We start from the raw sequence: 14,620 nt of genomic DNA, 5'->3' as shown, positions 1-14,620 counted from the left end.
TTGGATTAAGCAGTTGCAAGAGATTGAGCAGACAGGCGGCGGTACAACACCAGCGTCGCGATAAACGCGCAAAGCGCGGCGAAGATCATCCAGTACGCGGGCGCTGCCTTATCACCCGTCATGTGGATCAACCAGGTTGAAACGGCGGGCGTGAAGCCGCCGAATATCGCGGTCGCGAGGCTGTACGCCAGGGAGAAACCGGCGACCCGAACCTCCACTGGCATGATCTCCGTGAGTGCCGGAATCATTGCGCCGTTGTAGATCCCGTACAGGAAAGAGAACCAGAGCAGGACCTCAAGCATATGGGCGAAAGAAGGCGCTTGAGCCAGGAAAGAAAGCGCGGGATACGCCGTGATCAGCGTCAGTAACGACATGGCAGCCAGGAGCGGCTTGCGCCCGAAGCGGTCGCTCAGGGCACCACCGATGGGCAGCCAGATGAAGTTGGAAACGCCCACCAGCAGCGTGACGATCAGCGCGTCGCCGGTGGAAAGCTGCAGGACCGATTTACCGAAGGTCGGCGCATACACGGTGATCATGTAAAACGCGGTTGTGGTCATGGCGACCATCAACATGCCCAGGAACACGATGCCGGCATTGTCGTAGAGCGTGCCGAACACATCTTTCATCGTCGGTCGATGCGTGCGATTCGCAAACTCTTCGGTCTCCTGCAGGCTGCGACGCAACAGGAAAATAAACGGGATGATCAGGCAGCCGATCCCGAACGGAATCCGCCAGCCCCACTGCGCCAGATCGACCGGCGTCAACCAGAGATTCAGGGCGAAGCCCAATCCGGCTGCGACGACGATGGCCACCTGTTGACTCGCCGACTGCCAGCTCGCATAGAAGCCCTTTCGGCCAGGCGTCGCCATCTCCGCCAGGTAAACGGAAACGCCGCCCATTTCTGCGCCTGCGGAGAAACCCTGCAATAGCCGCCCCAGCAGCACCAGCGCCGGAGCCCACAGCCCAATGCTGGCGTAACCGGGCACCAGTACGATGAGCAAAGTACCGCTGGCCATGATTGCCAGCGTGACGATCAAACCCTTGCGACGGCCGACATCATCGATGTACGCCCCAAGCAGCACGGCGCCGAGTGGCCTCATCAGGAACCCCGCGCCGAACACGGCGAAGGTCATCATGAGCGAGGCGAATTCATTGGAGGCGGGAAAAAAGGCGGCGGCAATATGGGTGGCGTAGAAGCCGAAAAGGAAAAAGTCGAACTGTTCCAGGAAGTTTCCGGACGTGACCCGAAAGACCATGCCTGCCTTCGACGCGCCTCTGGAAGCGAGGTTTGGCTGCTGCATTGTGTTCTCCAGCGTTTTTTAGAGTGTTTGTAAGCGCTTGTAACTGGAGATTCTGTGGGAAACGGACGCATTCGATAATCGCTGAATTTTCATCTATTGATGCACAAAAGCGATCACCGCCTGCGCCGTTGTCGTTGTTTAAAAGGCCGTCGCCCTGCTTCGACGGTCATCTCGACTTGACCGTCCACAGCTGATCGATTCGGGTGGTGAAGCTTTGGCTCATCAGGTCCCGGCGCATGCCCATCCCGGGTCTCGAGGCACGCTGGCGACCCGCAGCGTGCCCCGGCCCCAGCGGCCGTTGATGCCGTCCAGCACACTCATGATTCGACTGGCAGCCTGCGTCTGGACGTGGGCGAACAGGTCGTCGGTGAACTCGCCGGGCTGGCGCAGATCCATGAGCAGAACCTCGGCCTTGCTGTATTTGTAGCCCGGGCGGAAGACTCGATCGACGGCCTCGGTCGCAAGTTTCGTCATCAGGCGAACGTCGTTGGTGGGGTACGGCAGTTCCATCAGCGCGCCATTGGCGTACCGGGCCTCTTGCACATTGAACATGCCGGTACGGATGCTCACGCGGATCGTCTTGCAGAGCGAGTGCTGCGCCCGGAGCTTTTCCGCCGCCCGATGCATATAAGTGGCCACCGCTTCCTTGATCGGCTCGATCTCGGTCAGGCGCTCGCCGAACATCCGGCTGCAGCAGATTTCCTGCTTGGGCACGTCTGCCTCAGCCAATTCCAGGCAGGAAGTACCCGCCAGTTCCCGCGCGGTTTTCTCGATCACCACGCTGAACTTCTGGCGAAGCGTCCAGGCGTCCGCCCTCGCCAGGTCCATGGCGGTTTTGATCCCCATCACCTCCAGGTGAGCCTTCATCCTTCTGCCGACACCCCAGACCTCCCCTACGTCGGTGTTGCGCAAGGTCCAGTCGCGCTTGAAGGCCTCGCAGATGTCCACCACGCCGCCGGTCTTGTCGAGAAGACGTTTGGCCGTGTGATTGGCGAGCTTTGCCAGGGCCTTGGTGCGGGCGATGCCCACCCCGACGGGAATGCCGGTGCGCTTGTAGATGGTCGAGCGAATCTTGCGTCCAAAGGCCGTCAGGTCCCCGGGAATGCCGGTCAGGTCCGCGAAGGCTTCGTCGATGCTGTACACCTCCAGTGCTGGCACCATCGATTCGATGATCGTCATCACCCGCTCGCTCATGTCGCCGTAGAGCGCATAGTTGCTGCTGAACGCGACCACGCCGTTGCGACGCAGATGGTCTCTGATCTGAAAGTACGGCTGCCCCATTTTCACGAAAGGCTTGGCGTCGTAGCTGCGCGCGATGACGCAACCGTCGTTGTTCGACAGCACAACGATGGGCGTTTTCGCCAGATCAGGCCTGAAGACCCGCTCGCAGCTGGCGTAGAAACTGTTGCAGTCGATCAGCGCGAAGACCGGCTCAGGGTTTGTCATGATCGCGAACGCTGTATTTCACTACGCCCCAGATCACCAGTTCGTCGCCCTCCATCACGTGGCGCGGCGGGTATTTCGGATTCTCCGACATCAGGATCAATTCGTTCTCACGCCTGTGCAGCCGCTTGCACAGCGGCTCGGTGTTAAGTGCGGCGATGACGATGTCGCCATGTTCAGCGTCGAGACTGCGATCAACGATCACGATGTCGCCGTGATAGATACCGGCGCCTTGCATGCTGTCTCCGTCGATCTTCACCAGGTACACATGGGGCGCACGAATGTCGAAAAGCTCGTCCAGCGATATATGCTTTTCGATGTGGTCGGCGGCCGGCGACGGGAAGCCTGCTGGAACGTGGAACGAGTAGAGCGGCAGTTTTTCGCCGCCTGCCGAAAGTGGCCCAAGAAAGGTGATGCTCATGTTGCAGCCTTGTGCAGGATAACTGTATGTATATACAGTTAACGATTTACGCCGCTTGCGGTCAATCTCATGCGCATGACATTTCGACGGGTGACAGGCCTGGACGAGCCGCAGCAGTAACGTGAGGAGAGAAGACGTTGAGCCATGAACCGCAATCGCGACTGTTTTTCGCCCTGGGTTGCCCGCCGGCGTTGAGGAAGTCGATCTCTCAATGGCGAACATCATTGTCGCTGCGCAGCGGTCGGCCGGTGCCCACCGCCAACTTTCACCTCACGCTGCTCTTTGTGGGATCCGTCGACACGGCGCAGATACCGCAGATTTGCGCCGCCGCAGCCAGGATCAAAGTGCCGGGAACGCCGCTGACGGTGGTCCTCGACCGGCTGGATGCCTGGCGTCAAGCCAAAGTGCTGGTGCTGACGCCGGACGATGCCCCTCCCCAGCTGCTGCGCCTGTCCTATGCGCTGGAACAGGCGATGCTGGCTTTCACGAGCGATCAGAAACACAAGGAATTTCGTCCCCACCTGACGCTGACACGTGACTATCAGGGCTCGGTGCCGGAGGCGGACAATCCTTGCGAATTCGTTCTGCGAGCGGACCGCTTCACGCTTTACGAATCTCATAAAGGCCAGTACCGCGTGCTGGCGGAGTGGCCACTGGTTGCGGTTGTCTAGGCCGGTTGACGGAGGACAGGTTCTGCGCGCCAGTGCCTGCCCAGCCATTCGGCGGTCTGTTCCAGAGGCATGGGTCTGGAGACCAGATAGCCTTGAACGAATGAACAGCCCAATGCCTTGAGCACCTCAAGCTCTTCCCAGCGCTCCACGCCCTCGCTGACGCACTCGAGGGCCATATCGGCACTCAATGCGATCAGTGATTTGACGATCTTGTAGCTGGCGGCATTGCCCTCGATCCCGCTGATGAACGTGCGATCGATCTTCAGTTTGGTCAGCGCCAGTGCATGAAGCTGACTCAGGCTGGAATAGCCCGTGCCGAAGTCATCCAGGGAAACGCCGCAGCCCAGCTGGCGAAACGCGTTGATCGCACAACGGGCCTGATCCAGGTCCTGTATGACCGCGGTCTCGGTGATTTCGAAATCCAACCGGTGCGGCGCGAAACCGCTGCGTTCAATGACGTCGATGATCTTGCGCACGGCGTCTCGTGAGCCGCAGTCATGGGCTGAAAGGTTGAACGAAAGCCGAACATCGTCGGGCCAGGACGAAGCACCGGCCAGCGCTTTTTTCAGCAGCGGCAGCGTCAGCCGGTTGATGAAGCCGATGCGCTCGGCCACCGGAATGAACAGGCCTGGCGCCACGGGCCCAAGCTCGGGGCTGACCCAGCGCGCCAACGCCTCGAACGCCACCGTACGCCCCGTATGGACGTCGACGATGGGCTGAAACACCAGGTCGAATTCTTCGACGATGTTCGCCCGTCGCAGCCCCTGCTCGGTCGCACCGTCGCGCTTGAGGTCGCGGTAGTGCGCTGTCGAAAACAGACACAGTGTTCCGGCGCCCGCGCGCTTGCTGTCGTACAGCGCGTAATCGGCGAATTCGTAAGCTTCGACGGCATCGCCAGCCATGTCCGGAAAGATGACCAGCCCCAATGACGCGCTGATCGCGATCTGGATGTTGCCGATGATGAAAGGCTCGCGCAGCGCTTCGCTTATCCGGTCACCCACCGCGATCAAATGCTCTTCTGACCGGACGTGCTGAACCAGCAGGCCGAACTCGTCGCCGCCGAGCCGCGCGAGCTGCACATCCGCCGTCACGAATTCCAGCAGACGCTGCCCGACCTGAAACAGCAGCTTGTCTCCCACCCGGTGCCCGTAAACGTCGTTGACCGGCTTGAAGCCATCGAGATCGATGAGGCCGATCGCCAGTTTCGTGCTATCCAGCCGTGCTTGCGCCAAACCCTGATCGAGCAGCGAGAAAAACCGTCGCCGACTCGGCAATCCGGTCAGGCTGTCTTCGTTGGCGAGCCGCTGGTTTTCTTCGCTGAGTTTTTCCGAGCGGGCCTGGGTGTTCACCAACCGCGTGAAGTCCTGATACTGATCGTGCATCACCAGAATCATCGCCGCCGACACCAGCAGCACGTTAATCGCCATGGCGGTGTAAGTGGGATTGCCCGCTGCCAGGAAAAACACCACAAACGCCAGATTGACCACCACCGTGATGGTCAGCGCGGCAGAGCGCAGGTGCATCAGACAGAAGATGCAGGCGATGACTGTAATCGCCATGTAAAACGCAACGTGGGAGCGGGTATAACTGTCCCCGTACGGGAACAGCGCCAACGCCCACGCGGTGAAACTCAGGGCGATGAAAAACGCCAGGCGGTTAGTGCGCGTGAGTGTCTTGAAAACCCGTTCGGGCGTGGCAGGCAGGCTTCGCAAGCGCCACCACATCAATGCGCGCCCACTGCCCAGGAGTGTCAGCGCAGCCGGTACATAAAGCGCGAGCCAATGCGGCGCAATGGCGTAGTGCGTGGCAGCCAGGGCCAATGTATTGATCAACAGTATCGCGTACATGATCGGCAATTGCCGGGACAGCGCGACGTATTGAGCTTTCAGTAATCGGGGATTGTCGCGCTGCACCGTGATCAACGGCCTCAGTCGGTGCAAAAAGGAAATCTTCATGGTTGATGCTCAAGCGCTCACGAAATCACGAGAATGCTGTTGGTCACAGCAGTAAAGCGCTTATTACGCCTGCCTTATCAATCGGCCATGGACGGCATTTCTGAATACCGCTCATAGCATTAAATTGGGATGCAAAGCTTTGAACGGCGCGGCCTGCAGCATTTTCAGGCGATGCAACGGCGGCCGGCCGCGCGCGGCGCGTCAGCGTGTCTGACCCCGTCGCAGAGCGGTCCGGGCATGATCATCATGCCTGTTGCAGTCCGCTGATCCCGGCAAGTGCGGCGTCAGGCGTTCGCCCAACTAACAGCCCCGACGTAACCTGCTAGATTCAATGGGAGTCAGTTGCCTGAACATCTGTTTATTCCAAGGCAGGTCGTCAAGGAATGTCAGTCGTGTGCCGTTGATACGTTGTTTCCCGCTGCAAATGGCTCATACCTTCATTAACGAGAGGGATGACTCATGAGAGCCACTTACGTTGCGGTATTCGCGGCATTGCTGATCGGCTGCGCGTCCGACGGACACAATCCGGTAAAGGACGCGCACTCGCCACCGCCACCCGGCGCCAGGCAACTCAGCGGCACCGAAATCTCCGGTCAATTCATTGGCCGCCCCCATCAGAGCGTGACCTCAAGCGGACAGACGTTCACCGAGGTCCTGTCCCCAGACGGCAACGCCAGGATTCAGATCAGCGGCAATCCTGAAGCAACCGGAAAATGGAAGATCACCGGCGACGTCATTTGCGTGACGTATTCGGCCTACGGCGAGGAATGCAACATTGTGAAAGCCGACGACCATGGTTTCTGGTTCGTCGACACTGCCAAGGGCACCACCAACAACCGGTTTCCTCGGTAGATCCGGCACGCCATACCGCGTCCGATCGGGGTTCATGCCCGCTGAATCCCGAGCCGGGTCAGCGAATGCCGCGTCCGCCTTCAGGCACCACGCCAGTGTCCCGTCGTGATGGACGCGGGACGATTATTGTCATGGGAGATGAAACGGCACCGCGCTGGAAGGCTCAGGCCTTTGAGGTCGCCAACGTGGCAATCTTAGAAACGCCGCGTTCATGATGTCGAACCGCTCGCTGCGCCCCAGCAGACTCGCTTGTTCTGGCCCCGAAAAAGGCTTCAGCGCAACGATCGCTCGCTCACCGTTTCATGATGGGAGCCGCCGACCGCGACACCGACCCAGTTCGTCAGCGTGCGGCAGCCTTCCCTGCGCACGTTGGCGGGCAGATCCGGGTCCGGCGCCGCAACCGTCTCGGGCCTGGCATTTTCGGCTGAGCCCAAGGCGTCCAGCTCAACGGCTGCCGCCAGTGGCGCGAGCGCTTCGCTTGCGTGCCGACCGCCGTGCATCATTGCCTGCTGACGGTACTGACCAACTCTCAACGGCTGTACCCGCGCATTCTGGTCCGCGTGCTGGACGAAGGCGCCAGTGAGGTGCTTTCCACGGTGGCGCGCAACGAGGCCGACTTCGGCATCAACTACATCGGTGTGCAGGAAGCGAATCTGGAGCTCGTCCCGATCTTCAAGGAGCGATTCGTGGTGGCCTGCCGTCGTGACCATGCGCTGGCGTCCCGGCGCTCAGTCACTTGGGCGGAGCTGACCCGGCACGACTGCATCGCGGTGAGCAAGGCCAGCGGCAACCGTTTGCTGCTGGATCTGGCACTGGCGGACGTTCCCGACCTGCCCACGGCCATCTGCGAAGCCCGGCACGTCCGGACTGTGGTCGACATGGTGGCCGCCGGTCTGGGCGTCGCGGCGGTTCCGCAACTGGCGATTCCGCCTCACCTGATGCGCTCGGAATCATGCGCCGTGCCGTTGATCAAACCCGTGCTCAACCGCACCAGCGGGCTGATCAAGCGCCGCGGACGCGTGCTCTCCCCGGCCGCCGAGCGCCTGTATCAGATGATCCTGTCTTCAACCGCGAACGGTCAGGAAACGGCCGGTGATCGACGATGCTGAGCAAATCGCCCCACTCACCGATCATTGGCGCCTGTGCTGATGTCTACCGAGACGCACCCGTGTCGGTAGTCTGATGCGGCCTGGAAGCCTCCAGTGAGGATTGATAATGCGTGGACGCAAACCCGTGAGACCTTCGTCGGCCGATCCCGGCCGCGAAAGCCTTTCGTTAAACAGTGACAACAGCGCCGCGGTCTTTCGACTGACGTTAAGCTTCATGCTACTCATGGTGGTTTCATTTCTGGCCGTCGAGGGGTGGAGATCCTGGAGGGACTATCGTCATGCCTATGCCTCCGCCCAGGACTCCGTCAGAAACCTTGCCCAGGCCACGGCGCAACATGCCGAGGACGCCGTCCGCCAGGTCGATGTGCTGACCGCCGAATTGCGCGAGCGGGTGGAAGGCGACGGACTCGGCAACATCGATGTCCCCCGGATCCGCGCTCTGCTCGACCAGCAGACCAGAATCATGCCGCAGCTCCAGGGCTTGTTCATTTATGCGGCGAACGGCGACTGGGTCGTCACCAATCAGTACATCACCCCCGAAACGGCCAACAATGCCGACCGTGAATATTTCACCTTCCACCGCACCCATCCCGGGCGAGAGGTTCGCATTGGCACCGTTGTGAGAAGCCGCTCCTCGCGCGAGCTGGTCATTCCCATATCCCGTCGGCTGGACAACCCCGATGGATCGTTTGCCGGCGTTCTTCTGGGCACCATCAAGGTCAGCTATTTCCTCGACTATTACGGGGATTTCAAGATTGACGACAAAGGCGCGCTGGTGCTGGCGATGCGCAGCGGCGAAGTGCTCGTCAGGCGGCCTTTCGTGTCCCCGGCGACAGACCGCAGCCTTGCGCAGAGCGAGATCTTTACCCGCTATCTTCCGTTCTCGAACGAAGGTGTCGCTGAGGTCAAAGCGGTCATCGACAGCACGTACAGGCTTTATGCCTATAGGGCTCTGACGTCGTATCCGCTCGTTGTGGAAGCCGGTCTTTCGCGGGAGTCTTTCGTCGGGCCTTGGCGCCATGATCTGTTCAAGACCGGCATGGTGCTGCTCGTGCTCATCGCCGGACTCAGCGGTTTCGGTGTGTTGGTGCTGACCCAGTTGCGTGCGCGCATCGAACTGGAGGAACAGATTCGCATCGCGCATCAGACGGTTCACGACATGGCGCTGACAGACAGCCTGACGGGCCTGGGGAATCGTCGAAAGCTGGATATCGCATTGGCACAGGAGCTGGAACGGGCGCGGCGCCAAGACACGCCTCTGGCGCTGATCATGCTGGATGTCGATTATTTCAAGCGCTTCAACGACCGCTATGGCCACCCTGCCGGTGACGAGTGTCTGCGCCACGTGGCTTCGGCTATCAGGCAAGCCCTCAAGCGGCCAGCGGATCTGGCGGTGCGTTACGGTGGTGAAGAGTTCACGGTGCTGCTGCCGGACACTGATGTACGCGGCGCCGGGCAGTTGGCCGAGGCGATATTGCAAGCCATTCGGGCGCTGGACATCGAACATGCCGATCATCCGCTCGGGAGGGTGACCGCGAGCGCGGGCGTCGCCTGCGGCACGCCGGCCAGGGACGGGACCACGCCCGCAGGACTGATCAAGTCGGCGGATGCATTTTTGTACGCCGCGAAGAACGGCGGCCGGAACCGGTGGTGTTCGGAAACGGCCAGTCATGTGCGCGATTACGTAGCGCCGTCGGCCTGACTTCGACAGCGGTCGAACAGTGCAGTCTGCGCGCCAGACCGGCCGACGCCGCAGCGGCTCATACGCTTCCATGGGGCGCGAGATGTTCACTCAGGTAGTCCAGCAGGACGCTCACCTTCGGCAAGGATTCCCGGGTCTTGAGCCAGACAAGGTTCATCGGCAGACCTTCCGTTGCAAGCTCGGGCAGAACCTCAACCAGGCGCCCCTCATCGAGATGCCCCTGAACCAGCCAGGTAGGCAACTGCGCAATGCCGTAGCCCGCCAGTGTTGCCGACACTTCGCCTTCGCCGTCACCCACCGCGATGCGGGGATGGATGACGCGTCGCTCCTGATCGCCCGGCAGACGGCCCTTGAGAAACCACGGGCCAACCTTGCCCATCCGTGAGCCCGTATGCAATGCAGTGATGGTTCTCCAGTTCCGTGACTGAACGCGGCGTGCCGTACTCACTGAGGTAACGGGGGGCCGCGCAGAACACCAGACGCTGAGCGCCTATGAACCTGTGGCCAAGACCGGAATGCCAGGCGTCCGGCCCACCGATTCGAACCACGATGTCGATCCCCTCATGGACCGGATCGACGAAGCGATCCGAGAAGGAAATGTGCGGGTGAAGCAACGGATACGCTCGACCGAATTCAAGTATCAACGGCAGCACGTGCAGGCGTCCGTAGGACGCTGGCAAGTCGATCCGCACCCGACCATGGGGCTCGTGCCGGTCAGAAGCGATCTCCAGCTCCGATTCCTCCAGGTCAGCCAGCACGCCGGTGCAGGTTCGGTAATACTTGACGCCCGCCTCGGTCAGAGAAAGCCGTCGGGTGGTCCGGGCGAACACGCGCTGTCCCAATCGCTGCTCCAGCCGGGCGACGCTCTTGCTGACCGCCGATGCCGTCAGATTCAGGCGTAGCGCGGCATTGGCGAAGCTGCCCACGTCGGCGACCGTGACGAACACATCGATTCCTTTGAGCCGCTCCGAAGAATACATGGCACCTCTCGATTACTGAATCCAGTTCCGCATGACCGGTCATTTATATCCCGGATGAGACGGCAAATCTCCAATAGGCTATGCCAAAATCTCCTGGAGCGTCACCTTTCATGCATCCTTCGACCACAGAAGCGGTGGGAGCGCCCTCAGCTTCCGCGCGATCCGCCGTTCAGATCCTCATCATGGCGGTCGCCGCCTTCATCATCGTCACCACCGAGTTCCTGATCGTCGGGCTGTTGCCGGCGATGGCGCGCGACCTCAACGTCTCGGTGGCCGTCGCCGGTCAGGTGGTCACGCTCTTCGCGTTCACCGTGATGCTGTTCGGGCCTGTCCTCACAGCCAGACTGGCCGGCGTCGAACGCAAGAAACTGTTCACGCTGATCCTGCTGGTTTTCGCGGCATCCAACGTGCTTGCCGCGTTGTCGACCAACATCTGGGTAATGGCGCTGGCCCGGTTCATCCCTGCGCTCGGCTTGCCGGTCTTCTGGGGAACCGCCAGCGAGACCGCCGGGCAACTCGCAGGTCCGGGTAACGCTGGCAAAGCCGTATCGCGTGTTTATCTGGGCATCTCCGCCGCGCTGGTCTTCGGCGTGCCGTTGGGTACGGTTGCGGCTGACACCCTCGGATGGCGCGGCAGCTTCTGGGTGCTTGCCGTCATCTCGTTGATCATCGCGGCGCTCATGCAGCTCTGCATGCCCACGCTTCCGTCGTCCCCGCAGAAACAGCAAGGCGAGAAACAGACCGACATCCTCAAACAGCCACGCTTTCTCGCCCACATTCTGTTGTCGGTGCTGACGTTCACGGCGATGTTCACGGCCTATACCTACCTGGCCGACATCCTGCAAAGCCTGGCCGGCGTTCCGGCAAACCACGTGGGATGGTGGCTGATGGGGTTCGGCGCCGTGGGCATGATCGGCAACCACTGGGGCGGAACGCTGGTGGATCGCTACCCGCTTGGGGCGATGGTCTTGTTCCTGATCGTGCTGGGCGTCGGCATGAGCGCCGCCGCGCCTCTGGCAGCCAATCATCCCTGGCTGATCTGCGCGCTGGCAGTATGGGGCGTGGCGTACACGGCACTCTTCCCCATCTGCCAGGTCCGGGTGATGCAGGCAGGCGCGAAAGCCCAGGCGCTCGCGGCGTCGCTGAACATTTCGGCGGCAAACGCGGGCATCGGGCTAGGCGCAATCCTCGGCGGTCTGGGCATCGGCCAATTCGGCCTGGGCGCACTGGGCTGGATCGCGACGGTGATTGCAGCGATGGCGGTCGTCATCGCGCTGCTCATGATGCGCAAGCGCTGAGGCCGCACCTGATTACCAGCGGAGCGGCGCCGGAGACACAGGGACATCGGCCTCCTGTGCTTCCAGCCCGGCGGCGTGTCCATGGTTATGCGACTATGGTGCACTGATTGACGATGGCAAATCTGCGAGGTGGCGAAATGACGATCACTGCGCCTGGCAAACCCACGGGAACCCGCGATGATCAACCAGCCCTCCTGCTCTGCCCCGTTCCTGCAAACCGGCGAAACGGTGGTGCTCTTCGATGGCACCTGCAAGCTGTGTAACGGGTGGGCGAAATTCATCATTCAACATGACCGTCCGGTCCGGATTCTCCTCGCGACGGTGCAGTCGTCCCAAGGCCAGGCGCTGCTCAAATGGGCGGGGCTGCCAACCGATCAGTTCAACACCATTGTGCTGATCAGCAACGACCGGTTCTTCGTCCGCTCGGACGCGATGTTCGAAATCCTCGCTCGCTTGCCGCCGCCGTGGTCCTGGCTCAGGGTAGCGAAATGTGTTCCGCGCAAGGTCCGCGACTGGATGTACGACAAAGTCGCGCTAAATCGCTACCGTCTGTTCGGCAGGTACGACAGCAGCCGCACGCCGCCCTCCGACCGCCCGAAACGCTTTTTGAAAGGGTGAGCGCAGGGCGATACCTCCGGAACGCAGGTGCCCTCTCGTTACACTATCGCTGCGGCAACCGTTCTGGAGCGCCAGGCGAAGGCCAATACCATCAGCAGTCCCAGCGCCGCCATGGCGGCGCCGGCCAGGGAGATCGCCGGGTATCCCAGGCCGGCGTTGATCACGGCGCCACCCAGCGCTGCACCGATGGCGTTGCCGAGGTTGAAAGCGCCGATGTTCACCGCCGATGCCAGGCTGGGCGCGTCTTTGGCCGCTTCCATGACGCGCATCTGCAGTGGCGGCACCAGTGCGAAGCTGGCGATACCCCAGATCAGGATCGCCACGGCGGCGGGCAGCGGCCATTGCATCAGCACCGTGAACGCCAGCAGGACGAGGATCAGCACGCTCAGTGAGACGACCAGCGTCCGGTCGATCGAGCGATCGGCAGCCTTGCCGCCCCAGACGTTGCCCAGCGTCAAGCCCACACCAAACAGCACCAGCATCGCCGTGATGAAGGCGGTGGACGCGTGGGCCTCGCTGCTGAGGATCGGCGCGATGTAGGTGAACACGGTAAACATTGCCCCCGAGCCCACCACCGTCAGGGCCAGGGCGCCCAGCACCGGGCCGCGGCCCAGCACACGGATTTCAGCCAGCGCGCCGCCGCTCTGCGGCAGCCGCAGGTTGGGCAGCGCGAACCACAACGCGATCATCGCGATCACGCCCAGGCCGGTGATGCCCCAGAACGCCGTGCGCCAGCCGAACCATTCGCCAAACCAGGCGGCGAGCGGCACCCCGCCGATGGTTGCGACGGTCAGCCCCATGAACATGGCGGCCACCGCCCCGGCGCGTTTTTCCGGGGCGACGACGCTGGCAGCGACAATGGAACCTACGCCAAAGAACGCGCCGTGATTGAGGGAGGTCACCACCCTGGCGACCATGAGGCCGTAGTAATCGGTCGCCAGTGCGGACATCAGGTTTCCGAGGGTAAAGATCGCCATGAGTCCGATCAGCAGATAACGCCGGGGAATCCGGCCGGTGGTCAGGGTCATCAGCGGCGCGCCGAGCAACACGCCCAAGGCGTAGGCGCTGACCAGCAGCCCGGCGGCAGGAATGGAAACGCCGAGATCGGCAGCGATGCCCGGCAACATGCCCATGGGGGCGAACTCGGTGACGCCGATGCCGAAGGCACCCATGGCGAGTGCGACAAGTGGTGGATTGATACGCATGGAAGGCTCCTTATCTATGCCGCCAATGCTACGATCCAGCGTTTGAAGCCGGTAGACGGCATTTTTGGCAATCACCTTTGCGCCAGGAGCACGAATGGACGTCAATGGCAGGTCAGGTGAAATGGCGGTGTTCGCCACTGTCGCGCAGGAAGGCAGCCTCTCCGCCGCTGCACGCGCACTGGGCCTGACACCCTCGGCCGTCAGCCGGATCATCGCGCGTACCGAGCAGCGCCTCGGCACCCGCCTCCTGCTGCGCACGACCCGGGCGATCACTTTCACCGCCGAAGGCGAAGCCTTTCTGCGCGGCGCCATGCGCATTCTTGCCGACATGGCGGAAGTCGAAGAAGCCATCGCCGACCAAGGCGTTCCAAAAGGCCGGTTGCGCGTCAGCGCCGCCCTGGGTCACGGCCGGATGGCGATCGTTCCATTGGTGGCAGCGTTCAGCGCCCGCTACCCGAACATCGTCATCGACCTGACACTCGGCGATGAAGTGGTGGACATTCTCGGCGGCCAGGCCGACGTGGCGGTCCGCTTCGGGCATCTGCCCGACAGCCCGCTGACCGCGCGACGCATCGGCGACACCGGCCAGGTGGTCGTGGCATCGCCCGAGTATCTGCAGCGCCACGGCATTCCCGAAGAACCGGAAGACCTGCTGCGCCACAACTGCCTGCGCTTCAATTTCCGGCGTGCCGAACCCAACTGGCCGTTCATGCGCGACGGAAAAGAGTTTTCCCTTCAGGTCAGCGGCAACATCGAATGCAGCAGTGGCGAAGCGCTCGCGCAGCTTGCGCGAGTCGGCGCCGGCATTGCGCGCATCGGCCGTTTCACCGTCAGTGAAGACCTGCAACGCGGCGATCTGCTGCCGCTTCTGGAAAGCTGGAACCCCGGCGACCAGGAGCCCATTCATGCCGTGTTCGTCGGGGGTGCCACGATGCCGGCGCGGGTGCGGTTGTTCGTGGATTTTCTGGTGGCGCATCATCGGATCTAGCGGCAACAGCAGCCACGGCTTGCGACGGGACGACGGTACTCAAGACGTGCCTTGAACTTCACAGGCCTGGATGAAGG

At 61.8% G+C, this 14,620-nt stretch carries 11 protein-coding genes and 2 pseudogenes; 7 read left to right on the top strand and 6 right to left on the bottom strand.

Features of this window, described 5'->3' with window-relative positions:
• Nucleotides 1-5 precede the first annotated feature (5 nt).
• The 3 genes and pseudogenes from BMZ10_RS00945 to BMZ10_RS00935 all read right to left on the bottom strand — a co-directional run bounded on the left by BMZ10_RS00945 (nt 6) and on the right by BMZ10_RS00935 (nt 3,165).
• On the bottom strand, nt 6-1,301 hold the full coding sequence (locus BMZ10_RS00945) for an MFS transporter (protein ID WP_093458194.1): 1,296 nt from the start codon (nt 1,299-1,301) through the stop codon (nt 6-8).
• A 166-nt stretch (nt 1,302-1,467) separates the two neighbouring features.
• Nucleotides 1,468-2,747 (bottom strand): annotated as a pseudogene (gene umuC / locus BMZ10_RS00940) (translesion error-prone DNA polymerase V subunit UmuC).
• Nucleotides 2,734-3,165: a LexA family protein gene (locus BMZ10_RS00935; protein ID WP_093458193.1), complete on the bottom strand. Its 432-nt coding sequence runs from the start codon at nt 3,163-3,165 to the stop codon at nt 2,734-2,736. Before BMZ10_RS00935 ends, umuC begins: the two are co-directional and overlap by 14 nt.
• 137 nt (nt 3,166-3,302) lie before the next feature.
• Here BMZ10_RS00935 and thpR point away from each other — a divergent pair, with 137 nt between their 5' ends.
• Nucleotides 3,303-3,836, top strand: coding sequence for an RNA 2',3'-cyclic phosphodiesterase (thpR, locus tag BMZ10_RS00930; RefSeq protein WP_093458192.1), 534 nt, complete (start codon nt 3,303-3,305; stop codon nt 3,834-3,836).
• Here the strand turns inward: thpR and BMZ10_RS00925 are convergent.
• Nucleotides 3,833-5,791, bottom strand: coding sequence for a putative bifunctional diguanylate cyclase/phosphodiesterase (locus tag BMZ10_RS00925; RefSeq protein ID WP_093458191.1), 1,959 nt, complete (start codon nt 5,789-5,791; stop codon nt 3,833-3,835). The genes thpR and BMZ10_RS00925 overlap by 4 nt on opposite strands.
• 459 nt (nt 5,792-6,250) lie before the next feature.
• On the opposite strand from BMZ10_RS00925, the gene BMZ10_RS00920 reads away from it, so the two are divergent.
• From BMZ10_RS00920 to BMZ10_RS00905, 3 genes are all read left to right on the top strand, one after another.
• Entirely contained in the window at nt 6,251-6,643 is a 393-nt protein-coding gene (locus BMZ10_RS00920; RefSeq protein WP_093458190.1) for a hypothetical protein, read from the top strand.
• Between the two features lie 482 nt (nt 6,644-7,125).
• Nucleotides 7,126-7,752 carry a LysR substrate-binding domain-containing protein gene (locus tag BMZ10_RS00910; protein ID WP_093458189.1) on the top strand — a complete coding sequence of 209 codons (627 nt, stop codon included), beginning with the start codon at nt 7,126-7,128 and terminating at the stop codon, nt 7,750-7,752.
• Nucleotides 7,753-7,858: 106 nt separating this feature from the next.
• Nucleotides 7,859-9,454, top strand: coding sequence for a sensor domain-containing diguanylate cyclase (locus BMZ10_RS00905; protein WP_093458188.1), 1,596 nt, complete (start codon nt 7,859-7,861; stop codon nt 9,452-9,454).
• A 58-nt stretch (nt 9,455-9,512) separates the two neighbouring features.
• Here BMZ10_RS00905 and BMZ10_RS00900 read toward each other — a convergent pair.
• A pseudogene (locus BMZ10_RS00900) lies at nt 9,513-10,434 on the bottom strand (LysR family transcriptional regulator).
• 110 nt (nt 10,435-10,544) lie between these two features.
• On the opposite strand from BMZ10_RS00900, the gene BMZ10_RS00895 reads away from it, so the two are divergent.
• Together BMZ10_RS00895 and BMZ10_RS00890 are read left to right on the top strand one after the other, a co-directional pair.
• Nucleotides 10,545-11,732, top strand: coding sequence for an MFS transporter (locus BMZ10_RS00895; protein ID WP_093458187.1), 1,188 nt, complete (start codon nt 10,545-10,547; stop codon nt 11,730-11,732).
• Nucleotides 11,733-11,909: 177 nt separating this feature from the next.
• Nucleotides 11,910-12,350, top strand: coding sequence for a thiol-disulfide oxidoreductase DCC family protein (locus tag BMZ10_RS00890; protein WP_093458186.1), 441 nt, complete (start codon nt 11,910-11,912; stop codon nt 12,348-12,350).
• A 38-nt stretch (nt 12,351-12,388) separates the two neighbouring features.
• On the opposite strand, the gene BMZ10_RS00885 is transcribed toward BMZ10_RS00890, so the two are convergent.
• Entirely contained in the window at nt 12,389-13,555 is a 1,167-nt protein-coding gene (locus BMZ10_RS00885) for an MFS transporter (RefSeq protein ID WP_093458185.1), read from the bottom strand.
• Between the two features lie 94 nt (nt 13,556-13,649).
• Between BMZ10_RS00885 and BMZ10_RS00880 the strand changes: the two genes are divergently transcribed.
• A complete protein-coding gene (locus BMZ10_RS00880) occupies nt 13,650-14,543 on the top strand; it encodes a LysR family transcriptional regulator (protein WP_093458184.1) in 894 nt (297 codons plus the stop codon).
• Nucleotides 14,544-14,620: the final 77 nt, after the last annotated feature.

Source organism: Pseudomonas sp. NFR16, assembly GCF_900108875.1.
Lineage (GTDB): Bacteria > Pseudomonadota > Gammaproteobacteria > Pseudomonadales > Pseudomonadaceae > Aquipseudomonas.
Note: the sequence above shows the minus strand (reverse complement) of the source record. Positions and strands in the feature narration are given on the sequence as shown.